This is a genomic window from Celeribacter ethanolicus, from assembly GCF_001550095.1.
GTDB classification, from domain to species: Bacteria; Pseudomonadota; Alphaproteobacteria; order Rhodobacterales; family Rhodobacteraceae; genus Celeribacter; species Celeribacter ethanolicus.
Window position 1 is genome coordinate 251179 of sequence record NZ_LRUC01000010.1, and the last position, 24867, is coordinate 276045.

The window sequence follows — 24867 nt, forward strand, 5'->3', positions numbered from 1 at the left end:
AAGACGGCGCCACAGGGCGCCGTTTCTTTTGAGTATTTCTCCAGCAAAGGAGATCAGCGCAGAACGAAGGGGGCTTCGGCCTCGAGCCAGGTCTTGAGCGCGCGGGACACGGTTTGCGGCGCTTCGAGCATGGGCATGTGACCAGCTTTCTCGATCAGCACGAAATCGGCGCGCGGCATCAGTTGGGCGATGAAATCCTGACGGCGCGGCGGGCAGATCGTATCGGCGGCCCCGCCCATGACCAGGGCCGGGATGCGGGCGCGGCGCAACACGTTCTGATGATCCGGGCGGCGTTGCAGGATGCGCGACTGGGTGAGATAGGCGTCGAGCCCCGCCTCCATCGCCATATCGAGCCAATGATCTCGGATGGCGTTGCGATGCGGCCCTTCGTAAAGCGCGGTCGAGGGCAGTTCTTCGAGCAGAACCTCGCCGAAACGCCCGGTGCGGGCCTTGACCATGCGCGGCTCACGGGCGGCGGCGGCATTGGGCGGCTCGGCCTGCGCGGAGCCGGAGATCAGCGCAATGCGGGTGACGCGGCCCGGCGCGCGGCGCAAGATTTCGGTGGCGACGGAGGCCCCGAGATCATGGCCCGCGACCGCAAATTTCGGCGGCGCGACGGCCAGAACCGCATCGGCCATCTCGGTGAGGCTTTCGCCCTGCAAGGGTGCGACCATCACCGCATGATCCCGGCTCAGATCGACGATCTGATCGGTGAACACACGTCCATCGGCAAGAAAACCGGGCAAAAGCACGAGGCTTTCGGTCATGAGGGCTGGTCCTGAGAATTCTGGTCCCTTTTCAAATGGCGCGACCTGCCGCGAAGGTCAAGCGGGTCGCACGGAACCGGCCGGGATCCGCCCTGTCACCTCGGTGATCGCCGCCTCGATGGTGGCGAGGCAGTCCGGGGTCGAGAAGGAATGATCGGCACCTTTCACAAGGGTGAGGCGGATGTCGTCGCCTGTCACATGGCCCAAGAGCCGGATCGCGGTTTCGGTGGAAACGGAGGTATCCGCCGTGCCTTGCAAAAACCGCACCGGGAAGGGCAAGGGCAGCGCATCGCGCAGCACCAGTTGGCTGCGCCCATCCTCGATCAGACGTTTGGTGATCGGGTAATCGCTGTCATACCCCGAAGGCATCATGACGACGCCGTCACGGTTGAGCGTGGCGCGCTGTATCGCGTCGAATCCGGCCCAAAAACCGTCCTCGGTGAAATCCGGCGCGGCGGCGATGGTGACGAGACCGGCGACACGGTCGGGGATGCGTTTGCACATCAGAAGCGAGATCCAGCCGCCCATCGAAGAACCGACGAGGATCTGAGGGCCGTCCGTGAGGGCCTCGATCGCCGCCTGCGCATCTGCGGCCCAGTCGCCAATGCAGCCGTCTTCGAAGTTTTCCGAACTTTGGCCGTGGCCGGAATAGTCGAAGCGCAGGAAGGGGCGGCCCTGAATGCGGGCCCAGGCCTCCAATGCGATGGCCTTGGTGCCTTCCATGTCCGACATGAAGCCACCGAGGAACACGATGCCCGGCCCGACACCCGGCAAACGGTGATAGGCGACCTTGCGCCCCGAAGGCGTGTCGAGAAAATCGGTCATGGCGTACTCCCCTGCTCACTCCCTGTTGGTTCGCGCCCAGCATAGGGCCGGGCGCAGAGATGCCAAGACGGCGTAGGGTCACATCTGCTCGGTTCAGGCGTCGATGCTCTGGGCCAGCACCCGCGAGATCGTGTTGAGTGTCTGGCCGGACTGTTCGCGCCAGGTGTTGAACGCCTCCTGCACGGCCTTTTTCGCGGCTTTCGAGGTCGGTGCCTTGTCGATCACGCCCTCGGCGATCAGCCGGGCCACGACGCTATCGGACAGGATGAACCCATCGCGGCCACACCAGCGCATCGCCATGGCACCGGTGTTGCCGCCCAGACGCGCGCCCTCTTTTTTCAGCCAGTCCAGAAGGTCGAAATACTCTTCGGCGGGCCAATAGGCGATCTTGTTGCCAAAGCCGCCATTCTCGGCGCTGACCTTGGCGATGAATTTCGCATTGTCGACCACGGCCTTGATCTTGGGCGCGGATTTGATCAGACGCGCGTCTTTCGTCAGCGCCGCGATCTCGTCTTCGGAAAGCCCCGCGACATAGGCCACATCGAAGCCGTGAAACGCCTCTTCGATGCCGGGCCATTTGCCCTCCACCACCTTCCACGACATGCCGGCCTGAAAAATATGTTTGGCCATCTCCGCCAGCCAGACCGCATCGGGGGTCTCGGCCATTTCATGCGGAAGTTTCGGGATATAAACGTCGCGAAGAACCTCTTCCGCCCCGCCTTTGCGTTCGGCGGCGATGGCAAGGATTTCGTCATAAGTATGCATGTGAATCTCCTGATGTCGGACAGAGAAAGATTGCTGCCCGGAATGGCTACAATCAAGAAAACTCGTGTAACAATTGGATGTTAAAAGCCTGTTTGCAATTGACATAGGCAGATCTGCGCGCGAAAAGCGCGACACTTATATACCCGCAACCGGGCGCTTGGTAGGCGCCAAACCGACGAGGAGAGCCGACATGGCACCGATTTCTCTCACATTCCCCGATGGCAATTCGCGCGAGTTTAATGCTGGCGTGACCCCTGCCGATGTGGCCGCAAGCATCTCGAACAGCCTTGCGAAGAAAGCGATCTCCGCGTCCGTCAACGGTCAGCACTGGGACCTCCAGTGGCCGATCAACGAGGACGCAAGCATCGCCATCAACACCATGCAAGACGACGCCCCCGCGCTCGAACTGATCCGTCACGACCTTGCGCATATCATGGCGCGGGCGGTGCAGGAGCTTTGGCCCGATGTCAAAGTGACCATCGGCCCGGTGCGCGACAATGGCTGGTTCTACGACTTCGACCGCGAAGAGCCGTTCACGCCCGAGGATCTCGGCGCGATTGAGGCGAAGATGAAGGACATCATCAACGCCCGCGAACCGGTCAAAACGGAGATCTGGGGCCGCGACGAGGCGATTGACTATTACAACGCCCGCAACGAGCCGTTCAAAGTCGAGCTGGTGAACCGCATTCCCGAAGGCGAGCCGCTTCGGATGTATTGGCATGGCGACTGGCAGGATCTCTGCCGTGGCCCGCACCTCCAGCACACCGGGCAAGTTCCGGCGGATGCGTTCAAGCTGACCCATGTGGCGGGCGCCTATTGGCTGGGCGACAGTTCCCGGCCGATGTTGCAGCGCATCTACGGCGTGGCCTTCAAGAACCGCAAGGATCTGAAAGCCTGGGAAATCATGATGGAAGAGGCTGCCAAGCGCGATCACCGCAAGCTGGGCCGCGAAATGGACCTGTTCCACATGCAGGAAGAGGCCCCCGGTCAGGTATTCTGGCACCCGAACGGCTGGAAAATCTACACCACGCTTCAGGACTACATGCGTCGTCAGCAGGAGCGTGACGGTTATGTCGAGGTGAACACACCGCAGGTGGTGAACCGCAAGCTCTGGGAAGCCTCGGGGCACTGGGACAATTATCAGGAAAACATGTTCATCGTCGAAGTGGACGAGGATCATGCCCGCGAGAAGACCGTCAACGCGCTGAAACCGATGAACTGCCCCTGCCACGTTCAGGTGTTCAACCAGGGTCTGAAATCCTATCGCGACCTGCCTTTGCGGATCGCGGAATTCGGGTCCTGCAACCGCTACGAACCCTCGGGCGCGCTGCACGGGATCATGCGGGTGCGCGGGTTTACCCAAGACGACGCGCATATCTTCTGCGAGGAAAAGGACATTGAGGCGGAGACCAAGAAATTCATTGAATTTCTTGCGAAAATCTATGCCGATCTCGGATTTGACGACTGGGAGATCAAGCTGTCGACCCGGCCCGAAAAGCGCATCGGGTCGGAAGAAAGCTGGGATCACGCCGAGGAATCGCTGGGCAATGCCTGCAAGGCCGCCGGCTACGATTTCGAGATTCAGGAAGGCGAAGGCGCGTTCTACGGGCCGAAGCTTGAATTCGTTCTGACCGACGCCATCGGGCGGGCATGGCAATGCGGCACGCTTCAGGTCGACCCGAACCTGCCGGAACGACTGGATGCGAATTACATCGGTCAGGACGGCGCGAAACATCGTCCGATCATGTTGCACCGGGCCGTGCTTGGCTCGTTCGAGCGCTTCATCGGCATCCTGATCGAGAACTCGGCGGGGCACCTGCCGTTCTGGCTTGCGCCGCGCCAGGTCGTGGTCGCCTCCATTGTGTCGGAGGCCGACGATTACGTGAACGCGGTGGTCGCGCAACTGAAAGCTGCAGGCGTGCGCGCCGAGGCCGACATTCGCAACGAGAAGATCAACTACAAGGTGCGCGAGCACAGCCTTGGCAAAGTGCCGGTCATTCTGGCCGTCGGCGCCCGTGAGGTCGAGGAGAAGACCGTCACCGTGCGTCGTCTGGGCCAGAAGGAAACCGCCGTCGTGGCGCTGGACGAGATCGTCGCCGGACTGTCGAAAGACGCGCAGGCGCCCGATCTGGCCTGAGCCTGATCCGATGAGAAACCGCCGCGCGTTCCCCCCGGAGCGCGCGGTTCTTTTGTCGCATCCCCTCCCCCGCTCCGGTTGCAAGACATATATACAGAGCGCTTTGGGAGGAGCCCATGACCAGTCATCTCAAGAAACCGGAACTTAAGGCCCAGACCGAGCCGTCGCACCTGCCTCAAACCGGCACGGACAACCGGATTTCCACGACGCGCCTCGTGGCCCTGATCGCCGGGCCTCTGGCCATGGCGCTTTTGCTGCTTCTGCCGCCGCCCACGGGCATGACGCCCGAAGCATGGCAGCTCATTGCGGTGACGCTCTGGATGGTGATCTGGTGGCTGTTCGAGGCGCTACCGCTGCCAGCCACGGCGCTTTTGCCCGTCGTGATCTTTCCGCTGATGAACATCATGCCCGTGGGCGATGTCACGGCACGCTATGGCTCGCATCTGATCTTTCTCTTCCTCGGCGGCTTCATCCTGGCCGCCGCCATGCAGAAATGGGGGCTGCACCGGCGCATCGCGCTTGGCATCGTCGCGGCCATCGGCACCACACCCTCGCGCATCGTGATGGGCTTCATGTTGGCCACCGCCTTTCTGTCGATGTGGATTTCCAACACGGCAACAGCGGTGATGATGTATGCGGTGGGGGTCTCCGTCATCGACTTCATCGCCTCACAAACCCGCGACCATAAAGAAGCCGACCGCTTCGGCATTTCGCTCATGCTCGCCATCGCCTATGCCGCCTCCATCGGCGGGGTCGGCACGCTGATCGGCACACCGCCGAACGCGCTTCTCGCCAGCCTTCTGTCGGAGAACTACGGCATCGAGATCGGCTTTTTCGGCTGGATGAAAATCGGCATTCCGGTCGTGTTGATCATGCTGCCGCTGACCTATGTGCTTCTGACACGAGTGATTTTCCCCTCCCGCACCTTGGAGATGACCTCCGTGCGCGGTGTCATCGACAATGAGCGCAAGGCGCTCGGGCCGATGAGCCGGGCGGAGAAACTCGTGGCGCTGGTCTTCGGGGTTGCGGCCTTTCTCTGGATCAGTCGCGGCTTTCTCGGCCTGCCCATCGGCGATGCGGGCATCGCGATTGCCGCCGCACTGGCACTTTTCGCCCTGCCGATCAGCCGGGACAAAGGGTTTCTCGTCGACTGGAGCGTCGCGCGCACCCTGCCCTGGGGCGTGCTGTTGCTCTTTGGCGGCGGGTTGGCGCTTGCCGGGGCGTTCGAGGCCACGGGGCTTGCGGAATGGATCGGCGACCGGGTCGGGGCACTGGAACATGTGCCGCTCTGGCTTTTGATCCTCGTGGTGTCCTTTGCGATCATCTACCTGACGGAGATCACCTCCAACACCGCCTCGACCGCCACCTTCCTGCCGATCCTCGCCGCCGTTGCCGTGGGGCTTCAGATCGACGTGCTCTGGCTCACCGTGCCGGTTGCGATGGGGGCATCCATGGCCTTCATGATGCCGGTCGCGACCCCGCCCAATGCGATCATCTTTTCCTATGAAAAGCTGACGCTGAAACATATGGTCCGGGCGGGATTCTGGCTCAACATCCTCGCCGGGTTGGTGATTTTCGCGGTGATGGAGCTTCTGGCGCCGCTGGTCTTCGGGATTTAGAAATGCGCTTTCGGCTCGTCGGGCTTGCCGGCAGCCAGTGCCAGAAGACCGCCCAAGACGCAGAAGCCCAGCGGGAACATGGTAAAGACGTTGAAGCCGAAACCATTGTACATCAGGGCTGCGGCCAGCAACATCAGCCCCCCGCCCCAAAGCGCGCGGGCGCGGGCCATGGCACCGCCGGCGATGGCAAGGATCGGCGCGAAGAAACTCGTCGCCCGGATCAGATCGACGTTTCGGACCTGTTCGAACAGCCCCTCGACCTCGCCCCAATGGTCAATCGCTTCGGTGTAGCCGTAGCTGAAGAACCCGACGAGCATGGCGAGCACGCCGCCCAAAATGCCCAAGACCAGTGCCGCGTTGCGCATCTGTTGCTCCTGATTTGCCTGTCGCCTCTACATAGGCGCGCCTGCGGCGGGATTAAAGAAGTGCGGCCTGCACATCCTTGCCCCAGCCGAGATAGAGCGTGCCGTCGCGCTCGATCACCGGACGTTTCATCAGGGTCGGATGATCCGTCAGCAAATCGAGCGGATCGCGGGCGCGCTCCGCCTCCGACAGAGCGCGCCATGTGGTCGAACGGGTGTTGACCAGCGCCTCGCCAAAGGCCGCATGGAATCGCTCAAGTTGTGCCCGCGACAACGGCGTTTCCCGGATGTCCGTGAGCTCCTCCCCCAGCGCTTTCACCGCTTTTCGGCAGGTATCGCAGGTCTTGATCCCATAAATCAGCGTCATTTCGCTCTCCTCAGTGGTCCATTTTGTGGCGCTTTGGCGGCTTTTCAGGCAAATTCGCCTGTCCGCCCCGACTGTTACGATTTTGTCGCTTGCCTTTATACGCACTTTCTTCACACTCGAAAGCGTGACTGCTGACTTTCGAACGACCGCTCCTTTATCTATGGGGCAGCAGGAAGACTTGGAAGACCTGGCTGCACCGGCCCGTCGCACGTTGCGGCGGATGAAACGACAAGGAGAGACGGGATATGCCCACCGGCACCGTAAAATGGTTCAACACCACCAAAGGCTACGGCTTCATTGCCCCCGATGATGGCGGCAAGGACGTTTTCGTCCATATTTCCGCGGTTGAGCGCGCCGGGATGACCGGCCTCGCGGACAACATGAAAATCGGCTACGAACTGCGCGAAGGCCGTGACGGCCGCGCCTCGGCGACCGAGCTTCAGGCGCTCTGATCCGAGATCGGACATGTGATTGAAATTCGGCGGCTCCGCGCATATGCCCGGGGCCGCTTTTCATATGGAGACCGCAATGCCTTCGATCCTCACCTTCGGCGACAGCAACACCCATGGCACGCAACCGATGCGCAGCCGTCCCTCCGACCTGCCGCGTCTTGCCCGGCGCTGGCCGGTGGCGATGGCGGAGACTCTGGGCTGGGATCTGGTCGAAGAGGGCCTGCCGGGGCGGACATTCGCCTTCCCCGACCCGGAGATGGGGCCGCATATGGACGGGCGTCTGGGGCTGTTCATCGCATTGGAGAGCCACGGGCCGATTGATGCGATGACCATCATGCTCGGCACCAACGATCTCAAGGCGCATTTCGAAGCCGATCCCGAGGACATTGCCGCAGCCTGCGGTTTCCACCTCGATGTGGCGCTTTCCGAAGAGATGCAGGCACGGCACGGTGGGTTCGAGCCGATCCTGATCCTGCCACCGCGTCCCCATGGCGCCGGCTGTCTGGCCGAGACTTACGCGGGGGCGGCGGAGAAGGCAGAGGCGGTACAAGCCGCGATGCGCGCCGAGGCGGAGGCGCGCGATGTGGCGGTGTTCGACGCCAATGAGGTGATTTCCGTCTCCGATCTCGACGGCGTGCATTTCGATGCCGCAGCCCATGAGGTGCTCGGTCGTGCGGTTGCGGCGTTCATCCTTTCGGAGATTGAAGACTAGGAGCAGGCCCGGTCTCACCGGTCTCAGACCCGCTCATCTCCCAGGCCTCTCCCATGGCCAGAATACAGGCACGTCCCTCGGCATAGCTTTGCACCAAGGTCCAGTCGCCGGTCGTCGGGTTGGTCCAGATTTCCATGATCGCTTCCGGCCCGCGCAGCCCCGCACCCGTTTTCACTACACCGAACTGGCGGGTGAGTTTCGCGTGAATCTCGTCCTGTGCGCCGCACAGAACCTCCCCGATCAGATTTTGCGCATCCAATCCGGCGCCGAAACTGGCGCATAGACCGGTCACTGCCGTCAAAAGGCCTGTCATTCGAATGCTCATGCATCAAATGTAACATGAAAATGACACTCAGCGCGCTAAAATCCGCACGGAAGCGCAGAAACTGGGCTCTTCGCGACTGTCAGTTTCCACCCATCATGATCGTGTCGGGTTCATAGGCGGCGGGCGGCGTGGGCGTGACGGCAGAGGCCTCGACCGGGGCTGCGGGTTTCGCAGGCATCGGTCGCGGCGCGGCGGCGGCAGGTCCCGCCATGGTCGGACGCCCGCAGCTTATGCCATCGGGTCCCATCACCGGCTGCAACCCCGCAGGGCAGTAATTGGCGCTGGCCCCGGTGTAGGCGACGGTCGGCACGGTGTAGCTATAGGGCTGTGTGCCTTGGGCAAAGGCCGGTGCGGCAACAAGGGTTGCGATGGCGGCGAGAACGGCGTTTTTCATCACTCATACTCCATGGTGAACTTGGCAAAAGCCTAGCCCTCTGCGGCATAGGCGGCAAGTTTTGCTTCGCTCCCCCGGCAGATTGTCCACCCATCCAAAACAATCCGCGCCGCAGAAGAAGATTTACCTCACCCACTCCACAACGTCACAACGCGGTGCCGCTTCGCGCAGCACCATGCGGGAGACCTCGCGCCAGTCCATCGGATCGAAAGCCGGGAACCATGTGTCAGCCCCCTCGACTTCCGTGTCCACCTCGGTGATCACGAGCCGGTCGGCCAGTGGCAACATGGCCTTGTAAATCCCGAAGCCCCCCATGGCGTAGATCCGGGCGCGGCCCTCGGCACGGGCAAAGGCGATTGCCTCCTCAACCGTGGCGAAGACATGTTCATGATCGACACCTTGACTGGACACAACGAGATTGAGGCGATTTTTCAAAGGCTTGAACGGCAGGCTGTCCCAGGTGTGACGCCCCATGATGACCGCGCCCCCCATGGTTTCGCGCATGAAGAACCGCATGTCCTCCGGGGCCTCCCAAGGGATGGTGTTGTCCTTGCCAATGACGCCATTGCGGTCGCGGGCTGCGATGAGTGTGATCATGCGCGCGCCCTCAGACCGCCACCGGCGCCTTGATCGCCGGATCGGGGTCATAGTCGAGGATCTCGATGTCGTCGAATTTGAAGTCGAACAGGTTTGTCACATCCGGGTTGAGCCGGAGTTTCGGCAGGGCTTTCGGCGTCCGCGAGAGTTGCAGCTCCACCTGATCCATGTGGTTCGCATAGATATGCGCGTCGCCGATGGAATGCACGAATGTGCCCGGCTCATAGCCCGTGACCTGCGCCAGCATGGCGAGCAGAAGCGCATAGGAGGCGATGTTGAACGGCACGCCGAGGAACATGTCCGCGGAGCGTTGGTAAAGCTGGAGATGCATCTTGCCGCCGAGGATTTTCACCTGCCAGAGCGTGTGGCACGGCGGCAGCGCCATGTTGTCGACCTCTGCCGGGTTCCAGGCGGAGACGATGAGGCGGCGGGAATCGGGGCTGTTGCGGATCGCGGCCAGAAGGTTCTCGATCTGGTCAATCGACCCGCGCTCATGCCCCGGCCATTTGCGCCATTGCGCGCCGTAGACCGGCCCGAGATCGCCGTTCTCGTCGGCCCATTCGTCCCAGATCGAAACCCCGTTCTCCTTGAGGTAGCGAATATTAGTGTCACCCGACAGAAACCACAGAAGTTCATGGATAATCGAGCGCAGGTGCAGCTTTTTCGTGGTGACCATCGGAAACCCATCGGCCAGATCGTAGCGCGCCTGAAGTCCGAAATAGGATCGCGTGCCAGTGCCGGTGCGATCCGTAGTGTCGACCCCATGGGCCAGAATGGTTTTGAGCTGGTCGTGGTATTGCTGCACGTCGCATCCCCCAAGATGTTGTGGGTTCCGGGAGTCCAGTCATACAAATGCAAAGGGGGTTCGCCAAGCGGCAAGCGCGCAAAAACGTGGAATTTGCCAAATGAGAGGCTAGAGTTCGGACAAAGACAGACAGGAGGAAGTCCTATGCGCTATCTGCACACGATGGTCCGGGTGAAGGATCTGGAAAAATCCATGGCGTTTTTCGAGCTTTTGGGGCTCAAGGAGACCAAACGCCATGAAAGCGAGGCCGGGCGGTTTTCGTTGATTTTCATGGCCCCCGAAGGTCAGCCGGAATGCCCGGTGGAACTGACGTATAACTGGGATGGCGACGAAGGGCTTCCGTCGGACAGCCGACATTTCGGCCATCTGGCCTATGAGGTCGAAGATATTTACGCGCTCTGCCAGAAACTGATGGACGCGGGTGTGGTGATCAACCGGCCACCGCGCGACGGGCATATGGCCTTCGTGCGCTCGCCGGACAATGTGTCGATCGAGCTTTTGCAAAAGGGCGAGAGCCTTGCCCCCGCCGAGCCATGGGCCTCAATGGGGAACACCGGGCATTGGTAAAATCGAGCCTCATCGCACTGGCGCTGTTGGGCGCGGGAACCGCAGAGGCGGAGACTTGTCGTCAGGCGCTGGCGCTTGGGCTCGATGTGTCGGGGTCTGTGGATACCGTGGAATGGCATCTCCAGATCGAAGGGCTGGCAAGTGCGCTCGCGGCACCCGAGGTTCAGCGGGCGTTTTTGGCGATGGAAGGCGCGCCGGTCTGGATCGCGGTTTACGAATGGGCGGCGGACGATGCGCCGCGCGATCTTGTGGCGTGGCGGCCGATCCGGAGCACCGAAGATCTGGCCGAGGTACAAGCCACGTTGCGGGCGACAGAGCGGGTGCCGCATGGCATCGGCACGGCGCTTGGCGAGGCGATGCGCCATGGCGGGGTCTTGTTGCGGGAGCGGCAGGACTGTTGGCGGTTGACGCTCGATCTCTCCGCAGACGGACGCTCGAACGCAGGGAACAAACCGGAGCGGGTGCGGTTTGAACCGGAGCTGGCGGATGTTACCATCAACGGGCTGATCGTCTCGACGGGATCGGATCAGGCCAGTGCCGAAGCAGTCGAGGCGGAGCTCAACATGCTGGAAAGCTATTTCCGGGGGGCCGTACTCAAGGGCCATGGGGCCTTTGTCGAGCGGGCGCGTAATTATGAGGATTACGAGCACGCGATGACCCGAAAATTGCTCAAGGAATTGCAGACGGTGTCGGTCGGATGGCTCGAGGAGACGGGGGCTCTGGCGAAGTGACGGGGGAGAGAGGCGCGCCCCCCCTCAGTAGATATAGCGGATCTGATCGGCCCAATAGCGTTCGACCCGGCGCAGCGAGCTGTTGATGTCTTCGATACCCTCCGACGAAATCACGCCCTTGCCCTGAAGCCCTTCGGCGTGGCGGGCAAAGAGATCAGCGACGGTGACACGCACATGGTTGCCCTTGTCGGTGAGCTTGACCCGGACGGAGCGGCGGTCGATTTCGCAGCGCTGATGGTGCATATAGCCCATATCCACCAGTTTCTTGAGATTGTAGGACACGTTCGAGCCCTGATAATAGCCGCGGGATTTCAGCTCCCCGGCGGTCACTTCGTTCTCGCCGATGTTGAACAGCAAAAGCGCCTGAACCGCGTTGATTTCGAGAATACCGACCCGTTCGAATTCATCCTTGATCACGTCGAGCAACAGCCGGTGCAATCTTTCGACGAGCGAAAGCGCCTCAAGATATTGCGACATGAAGGGGGTTTCGACCGGTTTTACGAATGTTGAATGCATGCTCATCTGTCACTCCGCCAAAGGCTCATCGGAGGCAGATTGCCGCGAATTTCCCAAAATATAGTTAAATCGCGCAAATTTCTCGAATCGTCGCAAATTGATGGAAAAATTGCGTGAAGTCGGCGCCGGTTCCGGTAAGCGGGCCTTAACCCTTGATGCCCCAGGAGGCGTGATCGGCAGAGGCGATGAGTTTGTCGAGCATCGGCCTGATCGCCTCGGGCACGGGTTTCAGGCCGGTCGCATAGGACAGAAGATCCTGATCGTGCTCGTCCATCAGCCGTTCGAATTCATCGAGTTCGACCTCGGTCATGGTCGCAAGATGGTCGTCGGCATAGCCGCCGATCAACAGGTCCATTTCCTTGATCCCACGCCGCCAGGCCCGGATTTTCAGACGTTTGCGGCGAATGTCGATGGTCTCGGTCATGGTTTTCTTCCCGCGCTCTCCGGTGATCGCAGGCTTTTTGCACGCATTGCGGCTTTATCGCAAGGGGACGTCTTGGCGGCGAGCCGGTTTTGACGCTATCACTACGGCGATCTAACGCAAATGGACTCATGACCATGCCCTTCCTCTCTGAAACGCTCTCCCGTGTGAAACCCTCCCCGACCATCGCCGTGACCAACAAGGCGCGCGAGCTGAAGGCCGCGGGTAAGGATGTCATTGGCCTCGGTGCCGGTGAGCCGGATTTCGACACGCCCGCGAACATCAAGGCGGCGGGCATCCGCGCCATTGAGGAAGGCAAAACGAAATACACCGCCGTGGACGGGCTGCCGGAGCTGAAAGAAGCGATCTGCGCCAAGTTCAAACGCGACAACAACCTCGATTATGTGCCCGCGCAGGTCTCTGTGTCGGGGGGCGGCAAACAGGTGTTGTACAACGCGCTGGTGGCGACGCTGAACGCGGGCGACGAGGTGATCATCCCCGCGCCCTACTGGGTGTCCTACCCGGATATGGTCTTGCTCGCGGGCGGCACGCCGGTCGCGATCGAGGGCAAGCTGGAGAACGCGTTCAAGATCACGGCCGACCAACTCGACGCCGCGATCACGCCGAAGACCAAATGGTTCATCTTCAACTCGCCCTCGAACCCGACGGGCGCGGGCTATTCGAAAGAAGAGCTGAAAGCGCTCACGGACGTGCTGATGAAACATCCGCATGTCTGGGTGATGTCGGACGATATGTACGAACACCTCGCGTTTGACGGGTTCGAATTCTGCACCCCCGCCGAGATCGAGCCGGGTCTCTACGAGCGCACGTTGACCGTGAACGGCGTGTCCAAGGCCTATGCGATGACCGGCTGGCGGATCGGCTATGCGGCGGGTCCGGTGGAACTCATTGCAGCGATGCGCAAGGTGCAATCGCAATCGACCTCGAACCCCTGTTCGATCTCGCAATATGCCGCAGTCGAGGCCCTCAATGGGCCGCAGGATTTCATCGCCACCAACAACGAAGCCTTCGTGCGCCGCCGCAACATGGTGGTCGAGATGCTGAACGCGGCCGAAGGCATCCATTGCCCGACACCCGAGGGCGCATTTTACGTCTACCCGGACATCGCGGGCTGCCTTGGCAAGACCTCGGCGGGCGGGGCCAAGATCACCAATGACGAGGAATTCGCCTCCGCCCTTTTGGAAGAAAACGGCGTCGCCGTGGTGTTCGGCGCGGCCTTTGGTCTTTCGCCCAACTTCCGCGTCTCCTACGCCACCTCGGACGAGGCCCTCAAAGAGGCCTGCACCCGCATCCAAGCCTTCTGCAAAGGGCTGAAATGAGCGTCGATCTCCCCGAATATTACTTCCGTGTCCGTGACAACGGCGCCTTTGTGTTCCGGGTGGACACGGAAAACCGTCAGCGCCGGATCGAGATGGAACAGATCGCGGCGGTGAACGTGAAAAACGGGGAGATCAAGCCGCATGGCGGGCGTGAATTGACGCCCGAGGATCTGCGCGTGATCGAAGAGTGGATGGCGGAACGCGTCGCGCTTTTGGCGCAACGCGACATTGACGACATCCACCGCGCCATCGACTACCTCAACCTGACCGCCCATTGGGTGCAGACCCGGGCGACAGACGAGCAGTTGGAGAACGTGACCGATGCGCTTTTGTTGGCGATGCATGACCTGCGCACGGTTCTGGTGCGCAAGAAGGCCGACCGGATCCTGAAAAAGGATTAAGCCGCCCCCGCGCCCCGCGAGATGTGGGATTTGTATTTCCAGAACCGATAGCTCATGCTCACCCATGCGGCGGTCAGACCGAAGACAAAGCCCATCCAGACCCCCGTCGCCCCCCAGTTCAGAACAAAGCCGAAGATATAGGCGGCGGGCAGGCCCAGCACCCAATAGCTGAAACTGGCGAGCCACATCGGCACCGCCGTGTCGTGCAGGCCCCGAAGCAGGGACAGGGCCACGACCTGACCGCCGTCGGAGAACTGCTGCGCCGCCGCGATGATGATGAGCGTACCGCCAATGGCGAGCACCTGGTCGCGGGCGGGTTCGTTGGGGGCGATGAACAGCCCGATGAGGAAATCCGGCACGAGGATGAACAGCAGAGACGCCAGACCGGCCATCACCAGCGACATGACGACGACGACACGCGCGCCCTTGCGCAGATCCGCCTCATCACCGCGCCCCATGGCGTTGCCCGCGCGGATCGTTCCCGCCTGCGACAGGCCGATCTGGGCCATGAAGACGATGGCCGTGAGCTGCAAAACAATGCCGTGCGCGGCGAGCGTCTCGGTGCCGATCCAGCCCATCATCAGGGCGGCGGCATTGAACAGGCCCACCTCGGCGAGCGAGGTCAGGCCGATCGGCACGCCCATCCTGAACACGGTGGAGAACATGGCCCAATCCGGGTTGAACGGATTGCGGAACAGATCGTTTTCCGGCGTCGCCTTGGCGGCATAGAGTGCCAACACGATCATCATGCAGATGCTGACGATCAGCGAGGCAATGGCGGAGCCCAGAACGCCCAGCTCCGGTGCGCCGAAATTGCCGAAGATCAGGATGTAATTGAGACCCGCATTGAGCAGAACCGCTCCGACCACCGCAAACAGCACGACGCGGGTGCGTTCGAGCGCGGAGAAATAGCTGCGGAAGACGGCAACGATGAGCGCCGGGAACATTTCGATCCCGGCGACGGCGAGATAGGGCCGGGCCTGCGCGGCGATATGCGGCTCCTGACCGAGCATGACGAGAATGTCGTCGGAAAACCCGAAGATCGGATAGATCACCACGCCCGAGATCAGCGAGAGCCAGATCGCCATGCGGGTGGCGCGGCGCACGGTCGTGCTATCGCCCCGCCCCGCCGCCGTGGCAACCAAAGGCATGACGGCAAAGGCAAATCCCGCGAAGAGAATGAACAGGATGAACCAGAAGCCCGAGGCCAGCACGAGGGCGGCCAGCTCATCGAGCCCGTACCACCCCATCATGATGACATCGGTCATATGCACCGCGAATTGCGCCAATTGAGAGCCCGCCAAGGGCAGGCCCAGCGCGAGAATCTTTTTCGCGTGCTCGAAATATGTGCGTTCCATGATCATGAAAGGGCCTATAGGCGGGTTTTTCCGAACCGCCTAGTCAAAAATTTTGGCCTGCCCCATCACACCGCGTGAAGGGGCGCGAAACCGCTTGCCGTCAGATCATTTCCGGCGCGCAGGACGGAGGCGGGAGATGTCGTAGCCGTTCCATTCGAGGATGCCCTGGACCGCCAGTTTGCGATCCGGCGGCAGGACCATGTCGCGCGACAGCACATGGGCCTGACCGGACGGGTATCCGATCACCGCCGTGTGGTATTCCGCATCCACCCAGAGCACCCAGAACTCATCGCCCGCAAAGGCATAGCGCCCCGGACCGACCTGCCGTGCCAGCCCCTGACGCGGGCGACCATCGGCACAGGGCCCCTCGGTCACCATGAGATCGCCGCTCTTCTGACGGGTGAAGGTCACCGCGCCGATGACGCAGGACGCGCCTTCCGGCACGAAAGCCGCCACCTCATACCAGCGACCGGAGAATTTCAGCGCATCGAGCGCAGCGATGGAAGACATGTTGGCCTGCGGATCGCGAAACCCACCGGCATTCGGCGCCGGGGTCATGCAGCCGCTCAGAACCGCAAGAGAAAGCGCGGCAACCCATCCCCGAGAGATCAATCCACGCACAGGCTCACCTGCCGCCCTTCGGCATCCAGAATGTCGTTGCAGCCGAACAAAGGCATGATCGGCGCACAGCTGCGCGAGCGGGCCAGACATATGTTGCCCGAACAATCGGTGGATTTCGAACAGCTCTTGCCCGCATCCTTCGGAGTTGTGAAACAGGTCATGAAACCGCCGAGGCCGGCGGCGCGAAACTCGCCGCCTTGCTCCTCGCAGGCCGCTTTTTCGCTCTCTGACGCTTTTGGGTTATACCCCGCGAGGCCATAGCCCGCATCCGGCTCCGGCGTCTCGGCCTGACAGGCGGTCAACGCCAGTGCGACAAGCACCGGCAAAACGAATTTACGCATACTCGATCAATCCTCAACAGGGCCTCAATAGCGGCTCAATAGGGCAGCGGATGTGCCTTATGGAGGGTCTCGATCTCCTTGAGCAGCTCCGCGTCGAGCACAATATCGCGCGCGTCGAGAGATTTCTCAAGCTGTTCGACAGAGGTCGCTCCGATGATCGGCATGGTGTCGAAAGGCCGCGTCAGGGTCCAGGCCACGGCCATGGTCGTCGGGTCGAGTCCATGTTTTTGCGCAAGCGCGACATAGGCGCGCTCGGCGGGCCATGTGCGTTCGGCGACACGGCCGCCGAGATTGCCGTTCAAATCCATGCGCGAGCCTTTCGGCACCACCGTGCCGCCCTCGTATTTGCCGGTCAGAAGACCCGCCCCCAGAGGCGAATAGGCCAGAAGCGTGATCTCCTCATGCACCGCCAGCTCCGCCAGATCGAGGTCGTAGAGGCGGCACATCAGTGAATATTCGTTCTGGATCGACTGCATCCGCGGCGCGCCCATTTCGGTCGCCAGCCGCAACCATTCCGACATGCCCCATGCGCTTTCGTTGGAGGTGCCGAATTCGCGCACTTTGCCTTTTTTCTGCAAGCTCGCCATGACCTCGAGCACGCCGCGCATATTGTCTTCGATCTCGGCCTTAGAGGGCTGTTTCGACGGATCGAACCGCCAGTTCTGCCGGAAGTGATAGGAGCCACGGTTCGGCCAATGGAATTGGTAGAGATCAACATAATCGGTCTTCAGCCGCTTGAGGCTCGCGTCGAGACGCGCCTCCAAGTTCGAGGCCAGAATGCCCTCTTCGTTGATATTGCCGGAGCCCGCGATTTTCGAGGCGATCACCCAGTCCTCGCGCCCGCCGCGTGCCGCAAGATACTGGCCGATGATCTCTTCGGTATCCCCCGCCGTCTCCTTGCGCACCGGGTTCACCGGGTACATTTCGGCGGTGTCGATAAAATTCACACCGACTTCCTTGGCCCGATCAATCTGGGCGTGGCCCTCGGCCTCGGTGTTCTGGCTGCCCCAGGTCATGGAGCCGAGGCAAATTTCGGAAACCAGAAGATCGCTGCGGCCAATTTTGCGCATTTTCATGGGGAGCTGTCCTGTGTCAGTGCGAGTTGCGGCTCACACTAGCCTCGCTGCGCCGCAGAGCAAGCCGTCGGCACAAAGTTTTTCGCGACGTTTTCCGAAACTCCACATTCGCGCATATCTGCGATGCAGATTTGCGCCTCGTCAAAGTGCCGGAACAGCTTATCTGATCTTTTGAAAAGACAAGACCGATATTATTGGAGAATGGATCATGGACCTTCGTTTCGACGGCAAAACCGCGATTGTCACAGGGGCCGCATCCGGGATCGGCGCGGCGGTTGCCGAAGAGCTTTCGCGCGGCGGAGCCACGATCATCGTTGCCGATCTGCACGGCGATGCGGCCAAGACCGAAGTAGCCAAGATAGAGAAAACCGGCGGCAAGGCTCTGGCCTTCGCAGGGGATGTTTCCGATCCCGACAGCGTCAAAGCCATGGTGGATTTCGCCGTCATTGAGACAGGAAAGCTCGATCTTCTGGTGAACAACGCAGGCATCGGCGGCCCCTTGTCACCGATCACCGATGTGGACCCGGCAAAATGGAAACAGGTGATCGACATCAACCTGATGGGTGTGTTCTACGGCATGCATTACGGCGCGCAGGCGATGAAGATCACCGGCGGCGGTGCAATCGTCAACATGGCTTCGATCCTTGGCTCCGTCGCGGATCTCAACATTTCCGCCTATGTGACCGCGAAACACGGGGTCGTGGGGATGACGAAAGCGGCAGCCCTCGAAATGGCCGCCGACAATATCCGCGTCAATTCCGTGGGGCCGGGCTATATCGAAACCCCGCTCGTGGTCGGCTCCCTGCCCGAAGAGGTGCTCGAAAATCTCCGCGCACGCCATGCCGCGAAACGGCTTGGCAAACCCGAAGAGGTTGCGGCGCTTGTCGCCTTCCTCCTGTCGGATCGGGCGAGCTTCATTACCGGCTCCTATCACCTCGTGGATTCGGGCTACACGGCACTCTGATTCAACTCCCTGTTGGACACTGGCGCGCGGCATCCCCGCGCGCCTTTTTTCGTCTGTACCCCCTGCCCTCTGGCTCTTTGCGGTCAGGCGCGATAGAGAAACGGGAAGATATCTGTAACGGACGACCGGACGACCCACATGGCACGCACGCTCATCACCTCCGCCCTGCCCTATATCAACGGCATCAAGCATCTCGGCAATCTCGTGGGCTCCCAGCTCCCTGCCGATCTTTACGCGCGGTACCGCCGGGCGCGGGGCGACGAGGTCCTGTTCCTCTGCGCCACCGACGAACACGGTACGCCGGCCGAAATCGCGGCGCAGAAGGCGGGCAAGCCTGTCGCAGACTATTGCACCGAGATGCACGACGTTCAGGCGGAGATTGCCGCCGGGTTCCGCCTGTCCTTCGACCATTTCGGGCGGTCGTCCTCGGCGCAGAACCACAAGTTGACCCAATATCTCGCCACCCGGCTTTACGAGGCCGGCCTGATCGAAGTGGTTGAAGAGACACAGATTTATTCCGTGACAGACGGGCGTTTCCTGCCGGATCGCTATATCGAGGGCACCTGCCCCAATTGTGGCTATGACAGCGCGCGCGGTGATCAGTGCGACAATTGCACCAAACAGCTCGATCCGACCGATCTGATCAACCCGCATTCGACGATCTCTGGCGCAACGGACCTTGAGGAAAGGGTTACGAAACACCTCTACCTTAAACAGTCGAACATGCGTGATGCACTCAATGACTGGATCGACAGCAAGACCGACTGGCCAGTTCTGACCACGTCGATTGCCAAGAAATGGCTGAACGACGGCGACGGCTTGCAGGACCGTGGGATCACCCGCGATCTGAGCTGGGGCGTGCCGGTGCAATTCGAGGGCGCGCCCTGGGAGGGCATGGACGGCAAAGTGTTTTATGTCTGGTTCGACGCCCCGATCGAGTACATTGCCTGCGGCGCGGAATGGGCCGAGAAACAAGGGCTTGGGGACGAGGCCTGGGAACGTTGGTGGCGGACCGATAAGGGCGCGGACGATGTTCGATATGTGGAATTTATGGGCAAGGACAACGTGCCCTTCCATACCCTGTCTTTCCCGGTCACCATGCTGGGCGCGGGCGAACCGTGGAAGATGGTCGATTACATCAAATCGTTCAACTATCTGAACTACGACGGCGGCCAGTTCTCCACCTCGCGCGGGCGCGGTGTGTTTATGGATCAGGCCCTGTCGATCCTGCCCTCGGATTACTGGCGCTGGTGGCTTTTGTCCCACGCACCGGAAAGCTCGGACAGCGAGTTCACATGGGAAAACTTCCAGGTGTCGGTGAACAAAGACCTCGCCGATGTGCTGGGCAACTTCGTCTCGCGGATCACCAAATTCTGCCGCTCCAAGTTTGGCGAAACCGTGCCGGAAGGTGGGGAATATGGCGAACAGGAACAGGCGCTGATTGCCGACCTGACCGCGAAAGTGGCGGAATATCAAAGCCATATGGACGCAATTGACGTGCGGAAGGGCGCCAATGCGCTCCGCGCCATCTGGGTCGCGGGCAACGAGTATCTGCAATCGGCCGCCCCTTGGTCGACCTTCAAGGAAGACCCGAAGAAGGCTGCCGCACAGGTCCGTCTGGGCCTCAACCTGATCGGGCTTTACGCGCGCCTCTCCGCGCCCTTCATCCCCGACACGGCGGGCAAGCTCCAGACCGCTCTGGCGCTGACGGATCTCGATTGGCCGGAGGACGTTGCGGGGGCGCTTGAGGCGCTGAAACCCGGTCATGCTTTCGTCGTTCCCGACAATCTTTTCGCCAAAATCGACGACGAGCAGCGCGAAGAGTGGCAGGCCAAATTCGCCGGGATTCGCAGCTAAGCCGCATCGCGCAAATGTTCGAATAAGACAAGAAAGCCCTCCAGACGGAGGGCTTTTTTAGTGTCGGATTTGCGTCGGACACCTGTCGGACTTTTGTCGGACCGCTCAGACGGCGTCCAGCTCGGCGATGCCGTTCACGGCGCGCGTTTCACCGGATTTGCGCAGCGCGAGAATATAGTCCCGGTTCGCGCTTTTGACCTTCGGATCGGCATAGGAACGCCCGTGATCGAGGTGATAGGCCGGGGCGGTGTAGCGCACATGGCGACCACGAATGCCCGCATTGCGCAGCCGCACGCCGATCTCCTTGTCGAGCCCGCCATAGGACATGTTGCCCTCGAAGCCGTTGACCCGCAGAACGTCCTCGCGCCAGACCGAAGCACAGGCCCCCTGAAAATTCGGTGCGACCGGCGAGAGATGGTCGAAAAGCGCCATGACAGCCGACGGAAAGGGCATGGATTTGAGCCATTGCGAGCGGCCTTTCGGAGTCCAGCCCGCGAGACGGCCTTCTGCCCAGCCATAGCTCTGCGCCTCCAGAAGCCGCCCCGTCAGATCGGCATCGAGACGGATCAGCGAGCCGGTGAGATAGCGCCCGCGCGTGGCACAGGAGAAATGCCGCGCCAGAGCCTCGGGGTGCAGGATCACATCGTCGTCGAGAAACACCAGATAGTCGCAGGTCGAGCCAGCAATCGCCCGGTTCAGCGCGACGGATTTGCGAAAGCCCAGATCCTCATGCCACGACCCGCGCAGCGGCAGATCAGGATGGGCCTCACGGAAAGCTTCGATCACCGGGGCGATCCGGGCGTCGGAGCCGTCATCGGCCAGACAGATCGAGGTGGGACGCTGGCTCTGCTCCGCAATGCTCTTGAGACACAGGCGCAGATAGTCCGGCTTGTTATAGGTCGCGATGATGACTTCGGACGTGAATTGCACGGCGCATCCCTTTGCTCAGACGGTCTTCCGGAGACCCTGGTACCCGCGGCCGGACTCGAACCGGCACGGCCTATACGGCCTAAGGATTTTAAGTCAAGCTCGCTCACAATACAAACAATGGCTTAGAAACTTTTTCTCACGCAAACAAAAATAGAACAAAAGAGGCCTATGGAAGTTAGGAAATAGGCATTTTTCTCGTACAACGTGTCGCACCCGGCCCTGACCCGACCTTCACGCATTGAGCAGAAAATGTCCGGTGGGAGCCGAAAGCAGACACCTGAGGGATAACTCGGCTATGCGACTGTCTGCGTTGCCACCACAGGCAAGAAACCTGCGGTTTTCGCGGCCATCATAAACGCTTTGCGCGCCTCGCCGACAGGGGCCATGCAATCCATTGCCGCTTCAATTGTCTCTAGCGCGCGTTGCCGCGCGTCGTCTGACACGGGCCATTTACGGTGAAGCCAGTGGCGCGCTTTTTCGATGGTGCCGAATTTATGCACGTCGCCCTCGGGTGAAGTGACGAGCGACAGGGGGGTGCCCCAGTAAATTTCTATCAAGATCTTCTTCCTTCTCGGATGCAAACCGCGAAGCCGTGAAGACGGGAGCGCGGTTTTGGGCAGTGCGTGGCGTGCGGCCAACGGCATCCGCCCTTTTGGGTGACTTGGTTCAGATGAACTCAAGAGAAATGACCGGACGTGGGCACGGCGCAGGGGAATGTCTCCACCATGCACCTGCGTCGCACGGGCTTATTGCACCGTGCTGCGGACCCATCGTTCTGGTCAGGTGATAAATTTTGCGATTGAGCAATCAATCGCGTCGTCTGCCTCGCGCGGATTACAGAGAGACATCGACACATCTGCGGGCCATTCGGTAAATGCGCCACGGGCCAGACGTATGAGGCATAGATAGATGCTCTGCCACCGAAATACGAGGCATTTTTCTGAGAAAGCCTCGAAACCCGCCTTAGCTATGGAAAACAATCACTATTATTTTCTGAAACTTGGGCAAGTGGGGCTGCGTCTTGCCATCCCACGGTGACTTTGGGGACAAGTTGCGCCGCTCGCATGTCATTTCACTGGTAATGCGGTGCGCGATCCCCCATATCTATTGAGGTTACAAGGAAATTCTCACAGGCGGGCGACGACCCGCGCCATCGCTGCGGTGCGCAATATGCCCCCAGTTTCTCCTCGTATCCGGACGACACACCAAACGAACTGGTCCCAAGTTGCCGATCCCGAGGAGGCTGCCACATGTCTGTGGCGTCTTTTCCGCATCCGCAGGTTGCTCCCGGAAAGGACACTCAACATGACAAAACACATTGCTCACGGCACCGAAACCGACGCCGAGAAAACACCCATCACACAAAAGCCCCAGATCAAGACCACTAAGCCGACCACTGGCGAGGCACCGAAACCGCGTCGCTCGATTTTCGATGAGTCCTATGCCCCCGTCGGCTCCGAATTGCGCAAGGCATGGTCGCGCCATAATCGCAAATCATGAAGCCGACGCAGGTGTCCTTCCTGACACCCGTAGAGTTTGATGACACCGGACAGGAGCCATGTCATGACCCCGCCTGATCTTCGCATCAAACTCGGCTGCCGTTTCCAGTTCGAGCTACCGCAACCGACCCCGATAATCGCTCTTTTGAACGTCCATTTCTCACGGGTCAGCGATCTGGAATACCCCGATCACCTCACCACCATGCCTCGCGTACCGATGAGCGGCTATCGTGACGGATTCGGCAATTGGTGCACGAGGCTGGTTGCACCACAAGGGCGTTTCACCGTCGAGACGCAGACGATCATCCGGGATAGCGGCCTGCCCGATGCGCGCCCCGAAATCGGCGCACAGGCCCCCGTTGAGGCCCTACCGGACGAGGTGCTCGTCTATCTTTTGGGCAGCCGGTATTGCGACACCGACACGCTATCCGACACGGCTTGGCAGTTGTTTCAAAACACGCCCCCCGGATTGGCTCGGGTGCAGGCGATCTGTGATTTCGTGCATGGACATATCCGTTTCGATTACCTTGCTGCGGATGCCACCCGCAGCGCCGCGCAGGCCTATCGCGACGCGCAGGGCGTCTGTCGCGATTACGCGCATCTGGCGATCACCTTTTGCCGCTGTATGAACATCCCGGCTCGCTACTGCACCGGCTATCTCGGCGACATCGGCATGGAGCCGCCCTATCCGCCGGGCGATTTCGCCGCCTGGATGGAGGTCTGGCTCGATGGGCGCTGGTGGGTGTTCGATCCGCGCAACAACATGCTGCGCATTGGGCGCGTTCTGGTCGCGCAGGGGCGCGATGCCGCGGACGTGCCTCTGACCCATTCTTTCGGCGAGAACGTCCTGACGGGGTTCGAAGTCTGGAGTGATCAGATCAGCTGATGTGCCGCTATAAGACAATTCCGAGAGACGGGGCGCGCTGCGCACAAAAAATCTTTTATTTCTTTTCCTTTGCTATTCGGAGCCTCGTCCTGTACCCAATAGGAGCAACGTTTTTTCCATCTGCATCCTGTCTCCCTTATCGGTTCCAGTCTGCCATTTCGATCAGACTGTGCCGGGCAACCGCATTCACGTGGGCTGCAAAATACTCAAGGAGACATCACAATGGCCAATGGCACTGTGAAATGGTTCAACCAAACTAAAGGCTTCGGCTTCATCGCACCGGAATCCGGTGGTCGCGATATTTTCGTCCATATTTCGGCGATGGAACGCGGTGGCATCGCGCAGCTGGATGAAGGTCAAGACGTGACCTTCGATGTCGAAGCCGGACGCGACGGACGCGAGTCCGCAACCAATCTGGCACTCGCCTGATCTGACCGGTTTCGGACCCGGCGTTCATCGCCGGGTCCCTCGATCAAGGAGGCTTCATGCCCCATAAAGACAAGGCCGCTTCCCTGTTTCGCCAAACGACGAGCAAGCCAGCCACGCCGCATGACCGTACGGCTGCGGCGGCCCGCGAGATCATCGAAACGGAGGCAGCACGACGTGCCGACCTGACGGCCAGCCTCAAGGCCGCACGACTGGCGCGCGATGCAGGCAAGGACGCAACTGACGCTCCACCTGCTTTCGACAAGAAAAGCACTTGAGCCGATTTCATGGGCTCAAGATGAAATTCCGGGATGTTTTCGGAATACGATGGAGGGCCAAACATGACACTCAAAAAGACCCCCGCAGGCGCGCAAAGCTCTGCGATGATGACGCTTACTCAAAAGAATAAATCCGACCTCGGTTGGCATCATTTTTTTGAACACCTTGTAGCGGACAAAACTTTGGACACGCGACAAGCCTTGCCGCAAAACGTCCAGGAATGACGTCATCTCTCTATAACGTATGGAAGATGGCGTTTTCGGTGGTCCGACTGAGCGCGATCAGGCGACGATAGAGCCGATCAGCATTCGTTGATGCACCACCGGAAGGTGAAGCGGCAGAGCATAGCCTCTGCCGCTTTGCTTTTACAAACCGCGTTTCATGGGATGCTGTGCTTTAAATTATCCACGTTTTTCGCTTCGTTGCGCATGCGGTCATTTGTTTGCTGTGCAGCGAATGGCGGCTCTCCGCCGATTCTGTTGAAAAACTGATGTTTGCGAGCGCAGAATTTGCGGTTCCCGAATGGG

The 24867-nt window shown here is 60.6% G+C and carries 32 protein-coding genes; 15 read left to right on the top strand and 17 right to left on the bottom strand.

Features of this window, described 5'->3' with window-relative positions; genetic code table 11:
* Positions 1–53: 53 nt before the first annotated feature.
* The 3 genes from NH195_RS05670 to NH195_RS05680 all read right to left on the bottom strand — a co-directional run bounded on the left by NH195_RS05670 (position 54) and on the right by NH195_RS05680 (position 2357).
* Positions 54–767, bottom strand: a complete 714-nt coding sequence (locus tag NH195_RS05670) for an alpha/beta fold hydrolase (RefSeq protein WP_066704408.1) — start codon at positions 765–767, stop codon at positions 54–56.
* Positions 768–824: 57 nt separating this feature from the next.
* Positions 825–1592, bottom strand: coding sequence for an alpha/beta hydrolase (locus NH195_RS05675; protein WP_066704409.1), 768 nt, complete (start codon positions 1590–1592; stop codon positions 825–827).
* A 93-nt stretch (positions 1593–1685) separates the two neighbouring features.
* Positions 1686–2357, bottom strand: a complete 672-nt coding sequence (locus NH195_RS05680) for a DNA-3-methyladenine glycosylase I (RefSeq protein ID WP_066704411.1) — start codon at positions 2355–2357, stop codon at positions 1686–1688.
* A gap of 190 nt (positions 2358–2547) precedes the next feature.
* Between NH195_RS05680 and thrS the strand changes: the two genes are divergently transcribed.
* A complete protein-coding gene (gene thrS / locus NH195_RS05685; protein ID WP_066704414.1) occupies positions 2548–4494 on the top strand; it encodes a threonine--tRNA ligase in 1947 nt (648 codons plus the stop codon).
* A 116-nt stretch (positions 4495–4610) separates the two neighbouring features.
* Positions 4611–6113, top strand: a complete 1503-nt coding sequence (locus NH195_RS05690) for an SLC13 family permease (RefSeq protein ID WP_155846081.1) — start codon at positions 4611–4613, stop codon at positions 6111–6113.
* On the opposite strand, the gene NH195_RS05695 is transcribed toward NH195_RS05690, so the two are convergent.
* Both NH195_RS05695 and NH195_RS05700 read right to left on the bottom strand, forming a co-directional pair.
* Positions 6110–6478, bottom strand: coding sequence for a hypothetical protein (locus NH195_RS05695; RefSeq protein WP_066704416.1), 369 nt, complete (start codon positions 6476–6478; stop codon positions 6110–6112). The genes NH195_RS05690 and NH195_RS05695 overlap by 4 nt on opposite strands.
* Before the next feature lie 52 nt (positions 6479–6530).
* Positions 6531–6842: an arsenate reductase family protein gene (locus tag NH195_RS05700; RefSeq protein ID WP_066704418.1), complete on the bottom strand. Its 312-nt coding sequence runs from the start codon at positions 6840–6842 to the stop codon at positions 6531–6533.
* Between the two features lie 245 nt (positions 6843–7087).
* Between NH195_RS05700 and NH195_RS05705 the strand changes: the two genes are divergently transcribed.
* Both NH195_RS05705 and NH195_RS05710 read left to right on the top strand, forming a co-directional pair.
* Complete coding sequence (locus NH195_RS05705; protein ID WP_066704420.1) at positions 7088–7294, top strand: cold-shock protein; 207 nt, start codon at positions 7088–7090, stop codon at positions 7292–7294.
* A 76-nt stretch (positions 7295–7370) separates the two neighbouring features.
* The gene (locus NH195_RS05710; protein WP_066704509.1) at positions 7371–8006 is read left to right on the top strand and encodes a GDSL-type esterase/lipase family protein; all 636 of its coding nucleotides are present in this window, start codon (positions 7371–7373) and stop codon (positions 8004–8006) included.
* Here NH195_RS05710 and NH195_RS05715 read toward each other — a convergent pair.
* From NH195_RS05715 to NH195_RS05730, 4 genes are all read right to left on the bottom strand, one after another.
* Positions 7981–8319 carry a hypothetical protein gene (locus NH195_RS05715; protein ID WP_066704422.1) on the bottom strand — a complete coding sequence of 113 codons (339 nt, stop codon included), beginning with the start codon at positions 8317–8319 and terminating at the stop codon, positions 7981–7983. The two genes, NH195_RS05710 and NH195_RS05715, sit on opposite strands and share 26 nt — an antisense overlap.
* Before the next feature lie 91 nt (positions 8320–8410).
* Positions 8411–8725, bottom strand: coding sequence for a hypothetical protein (locus NH195_RS05720; protein WP_066704424.1), 315 nt, complete (start codon positions 8723–8725; stop codon positions 8411–8413).
* Positions 8726–8848: 123 nt separating this feature from the next.
* Positions 8849–9322, bottom strand: a complete 474-nt coding sequence (locus NH195_RS05725; RefSeq protein ID WP_066704425.1) for a dihydrofolate reductase — start codon at positions 9320–9322, stop codon at positions 8849–8851.
* A gap of 10 nt (positions 9323–9332) precedes the next feature.
* Entirely contained in the window at positions 9333–10127 is a 795-nt protein-coding gene (locus NH195_RS05730) for a thymidylate synthase (RefSeq protein WP_066704427.1), read from the bottom strand.
* 144 nt (positions 10128–10271) lie between these two features.
* Between NH195_RS05730 and NH195_RS05735 the strand changes: the two genes are divergently transcribed.
* Both NH195_RS05735 and NH195_RS05740 read left to right on the top strand, forming a co-directional pair.
* On the top strand, positions 10272–10694 hold the full coding sequence (locus NH195_RS05735) for a VOC family protein (protein WP_066704429.1): 423 nt from the start codon (positions 10272–10274) through the stop codon (positions 10692–10694).
* A complete protein-coding gene (locus tag NH195_RS05740; protein WP_162265849.1) occupies positions 10688–11425 on the top strand; it encodes a DUF1194 domain-containing protein in 738 nt (245 codons plus the stop codon). The genes NH195_RS05735 and NH195_RS05740 overlap by 7 nt, the downstream gene beginning before the upstream one ends.
* A 24-nt stretch (positions 11426–11449) precedes the next feature.
* Here the strand turns inward: NH195_RS05740 and NH195_RS05745 are convergent, their stop codons facing one another.
* Both NH195_RS05745 and NH195_RS05750 read right to left on the bottom strand, forming a co-directional pair.
* Positions 11450–11947: a MarR family winged helix-turn-helix transcriptional regulator gene (locus tag NH195_RS05745; RefSeq protein WP_066704433.1), complete on the bottom strand. Its 498-nt coding sequence runs from the start codon at positions 11945–11947 to the stop codon at positions 11450–11452.
* A gap of 139 nt (positions 11948–12086) precedes the next feature.
* A complete protein-coding gene (locus tag NH195_RS05750; RefSeq protein ID WP_066704435.1) occupies positions 12087–12365 on the bottom strand; it encodes a succinate dehydrogenase assembly factor 2 in 279 nt (92 codons plus the stop codon).
* 134 nt (positions 12366–12499) lie between these two features.
* On the opposite strand from NH195_RS05750, the gene NH195_RS05755 reads away from it, so the two are divergent.
* Both NH195_RS05755 and NH195_RS05760 read left to right on the top strand, forming a co-directional pair.
* A complete protein-coding gene (locus tag NH195_RS05755) occupies positions 12500–13702 on the top strand; it encodes a pyridoxal phosphate-dependent aminotransferase (protein WP_066704510.1) in 1203 nt (400 codons plus the stop codon).
* Positions 13699–14103, top strand: coding sequence for a hypothetical protein (locus NH195_RS05760; RefSeq protein ID WP_066704437.1), 405 nt, complete (start codon positions 13699–13701; stop codon positions 14101–14103). The genes NH195_RS05755 and NH195_RS05760 overlap by 4 nt, the downstream gene beginning before the upstream one ends.
* Here NH195_RS05760 and NH195_RS05765 read toward each other — a convergent pair.
* The 4 genes from NH195_RS05765 to NH195_RS05780 form a co-directional block, all read right to left on the bottom strand.
* Complete coding sequence (locus tag NH195_RS05765; protein WP_066704442.1) at positions 14100–15467, bottom strand: MATE family efflux transporter; 1368 nt, start codon at positions 15465–15467, stop codon at positions 14100–14102. The two genes, NH195_RS05760 and NH195_RS05765, sit on opposite strands and share 4 nt — an antisense overlap.
* A gap of 99 nt (positions 15468–15566) precedes the next feature.
* Entirely contained in the window at positions 15567–16019 is a 453-nt protein-coding gene (locus NH195_RS05770; protein ID WP_162265850.1) for a lipocalin family protein, read from the bottom strand.
* Between the two features lie 50 nt (positions 16020–16069).
* Positions 16070–16423, bottom strand: coding sequence for a hypothetical protein (locus tag NH195_RS05775; protein WP_066704444.1), 354 nt, complete (start codon positions 16421–16423; stop codon positions 16070–16072).
* A 35-nt stretch (positions 16424–16458) separates the two neighbouring features.
* Positions 16459–17499, bottom strand: a complete 1041-nt coding sequence (locus tag NH195_RS05780) for an aldo/keto reductase (protein WP_066704446.1) — start codon at positions 17497–17499, stop codon at positions 16459–16461.
* A 208-nt stretch (positions 17500–17707) separates the two neighbouring features.
* Between NH195_RS05780 and NH195_RS05785 the strand changes: the two genes are divergently transcribed.
* Positions 17708–18463 carry an SDR family NAD(P)-dependent oxidoreductase gene (locus NH195_RS05785; protein WP_066704448.1) on the top strand — a complete coding sequence of 252 codons (756 nt, stop codon included), beginning with the start codon at positions 17708–17710 and terminating at the stop codon, positions 18461–18463.
* 138 nt (positions 18464–18601) lie between these two features.
* Positions 18602–20320 (top strand): methionine--tRNA ligase, encoded by a 1719-nt coding sequence (gene metG / locus NH195_RS05790; protein ID WP_066704450.1) that lies wholly within the window; start codon positions 18602–18604, stop codon positions 20318–20320.
* Between the two features lie 105 nt (positions 20321–20425).
* Here the strand turns inward: metG and NH195_RS05795 are convergent, their stop codons facing one another.
* The gene (locus NH195_RS05795; protein ID WP_066704451.1) at positions 20426–21250 is read right to left on the bottom strand and encodes a glycosyltransferase; all 825 of its coding nucleotides are present in this window, start codon (positions 21248–21250) and stop codon (positions 20426–20428) included.
* Between the two features lie 293 nt (positions 21251–21543).
* Complete coding sequence (locus NH195_RS05800; protein WP_066704452.1) at positions 21544–21807, bottom strand: DUF982 domain-containing protein; 264 nt, start codon at positions 21805–21807, stop codon at positions 21544–21546.
* Between the two features lie 748 nt (positions 21808–22555).
* Between NH195_RS05800 and NH195_RS05805 the strand changes: the two genes are divergently transcribed.
* The 5 genes from NH195_RS05805 (at position 22556) to NH195_RS05825 (ending at position 24564) form a co-directional block, all read left to right on the top strand.
* Positions 22556–22750: a hypothetical protein gene (locus tag NH195_RS05805; RefSeq protein ID WP_066704453.1), complete on the top strand. Its 195-nt coding sequence runs from the start codon at positions 22556–22558 to the stop codon at positions 22748–22750.
* A gap of 63 nt (positions 22751–22813) precedes the next feature.
* On the top strand, positions 22814–23635 hold the full coding sequence (locus tag NH195_RS05810; RefSeq protein ID WP_066704455.1) for a transglutaminase-like domain-containing protein: 822 nt from the start codon (positions 22814–22816) through the stop codon (positions 23633–23635).
* A gap of 222 nt (positions 23636–23857) precedes the next feature.
* Positions 23858–24064: a cold-shock protein gene (locus tag NH195_RS05815; protein WP_066704457.1), complete on the top strand. Its 207-nt coding sequence runs from the start codon at positions 23858–23860 to the stop codon at positions 24062–24064.
* Between the two features lie 56 nt (positions 24065–24120).
* Positions 24121–24339 carry a hypothetical protein gene (locus NH195_RS05820; RefSeq protein ID WP_066704459.1) on the top strand — a complete coding sequence of 73 codons (219 nt, stop codon included), beginning with the start codon at positions 24121–24123 and terminating at the stop codon, positions 24337–24339.
* A 63-nt stretch (positions 24340–24402) separates the two neighbouring features.
* Complete coding sequence (locus NH195_RS05825) at positions 24403–24564, top strand: hypothetical protein (protein WP_155846082.1); 162 nt, start codon at positions 24403–24405, stop codon at positions 24562–24564.
* The last annotated feature ends 303 nt before the right edge of the window (positions 24565–24867 follow it).

What these genes read in the sequence shown, in the direction of transcription:
- NH195_RS05670 (WP_066704408.1), bottom strand. Translation starts at nt 767, where the DNA reads ATGACCGAAAGCCTCGTGCTTTTGCCCGGTTTTCTTGCCGATGGACGT.
- NH195_RS05675 (WP_066704409.1), bottom strand. Translation starts at nt 1,592, where the DNA reads ATGACCGATTTTCTCGACACGCCTTCGGGGCGCAAGGTCGCCTATCAC.
- NH195_RS05680 (WP_066704411.1), bottom strand. Translation starts at nt 2,357, where the DNA reads ATGCATACTTATGACGAAATCCTTGCCATCGCCGCCGAACGCAAAGGC.
- thrS (WP_066704414.1), top strand. Translation starts at nt 2,548, where the DNA reads ATGGCACCGATTTCTCTCACATTCCCCGATGGCAATTCGCGCGAGTTT.
- NH195_RS05690 (WP_155846081.1), top strand. Translation starts at nt 4,611, where the DNA reads ATGACCAGTCATCTCAAGAAACCGGAACTTAAGGCCCAGACCGAGCCG.
- NH195_RS05695 (WP_066704416.1), bottom strand. Translation starts at nt 6,478, where the DNA reads ATGCGCAACGCGGCACTGGTCTTGGGCATTTTGGGCGGCGTGCTCGCC.
- NH195_RS05700 (WP_066704418.1), bottom strand. Translation starts at nt 6,842, where the DNA reads ATGACGCTGATTTATGGGATCAAGACCTGCGATACCTGCCGAAAAGCG.
- NH195_RS05705 (WP_066704420.1), top strand. Translation starts at nt 7,088, where the DNA reads ATGCCCACCGGCACCGTAAAATGGTTCAACACCACCAAAGGCTACGGC.
- NH195_RS05710 (WP_066704509.1), top strand. Translation starts at nt 7,371, where the DNA reads ATGCCTTCGATCCTCACCTTCGGCGACAGCAACACCCATGGCACGCAA.
- NH195_RS05715 (WP_066704422.1), bottom strand. Translation starts at nt 8,319, where the DNA reads ATGACAGGCCTTTTGACGGCAGTGACCGGTCTATGCGCCAGTTTCGGC.
- NH195_RS05720 (WP_066704424.1), bottom strand. Translation starts at nt 8,725, where the DNA reads ATGAAAAACGCCGTTCTCGCCGCCATCGCAACCCTTGTTGCCGCACCG.
- NH195_RS05725 (WP_066704425.1), bottom strand. Translation starts at nt 9,322, where the DNA reads ATGATCACACTCATCGCAGCCCGCGACCGCAATGGCGTCATTGGCAAG.
- NH195_RS05735 (WP_066704429.1), top strand. Translation starts at nt 10,272, where the DNA reads ATGCGCTATCTGCACACGATGGTCCGGGTGAAGGATCTGGAAAAATCC.
- NH195_RS05745 (WP_066704433.1), bottom strand. Translation starts at nt 11,947, where the DNA reads ATGAGCATGCATTCAACATTCGTAAAACCGGTCGAAACCCCCTTCATG.
- NH195_RS05750 (WP_066704435.1), bottom strand. Translation starts at nt 12,365, where the DNA reads ATGACCGAGACCATCGACATTCGCCGCAAACGTCTGAAAATCCGGGCC.
- NH195_RS05755 (WP_066704510.1), top strand. Translation starts at nt 12,500, where the DNA reads ATGCCCTTCCTCTCTGAAACGCTCTCCCGTGTGAAACCCTCCCCGACC.
- NH195_RS05760 (WP_066704437.1), top strand. Translation starts at nt 13,699, where the DNA reads ATGAGCGTCGATCTCCCCGAATATTACTTCCGTGTCCGTGACAACGGC.
- NH195_RS05765 (WP_066704442.1), bottom strand. Translation starts at nt 15,467, where the DNA reads ATGATCATGGAACGCACATATTTCGAGCACGCGAAAAAGATTCTCGCG.
- NH195_RS05770 (WP_162265850.1), bottom strand. Translation starts at nt 16,019, where the DNA reads ATGACCCCGGCGCCGAATGCCGGTGGGTTTCGCGATCCGCAGGCCAAC.
- NH195_RS05775 (WP_066704444.1), bottom strand. Translation starts at nt 16,423, where the DNA reads ATGCGTAAATTCGTTTTGCCGGTGCTTGTCGCACTGGCGTTGACCGCC.
- NH195_RS05780 (WP_066704446.1), bottom strand. Translation starts at nt 17,499, where the DNA reads ATGAAAATGCGCAAAATTGGCCGCAGCGATCTTCTGGTTTCCGAAATT.
- NH195_RS05785 (WP_066704448.1), top strand. Translation starts at nt 17,708, where the DNA reads ATGGACCTTCGTTTCGACGGCAAAACCGCGATTGTCACAGGGGCCGCA.
- metG (WP_066704450.1), top strand. Translation starts at nt 18,602, where the DNA reads ATGGCACGCACGCTCATCACCTCCGCCCTGCCCTATATCAACGGCATC.
- NH195_RS05805 (WP_066704453.1), top strand. Translation starts at nt 22,556, where the DNA reads ATGACAAAACACATTGCTCACGGCACCGAAACCGACGCCGAGAAAACA.
- NH195_RS05810 (WP_066704455.1), top strand. Translation starts at nt 22,814, where the DNA reads ATGACCCCGCCTGATCTTCGCATCAAACTCGGCTGCCGTTTCCAGTTC.
- NH195_RS05815 (WP_066704457.1), top strand. Translation starts at nt 23,858, where the DNA reads ATGGCCAATGGCACTGTGAAATGGTTCAACCAAACTAAAGGCTTCGGC.
- NH195_RS05820 (WP_066704459.1), top strand. Translation starts at nt 24,121, where the DNA reads ATGCCCCATAAAGACAAGGCCGCTTCCCTGTTTCGCCAAACGACGAGC.
- NH195_RS05825 (WP_155846082.1), top strand. Translation starts at nt 24,403, where the DNA reads ATGACACTCAAAAAGACCCCCGCAGGCGCGCAAAGCTCTGCGATGATG.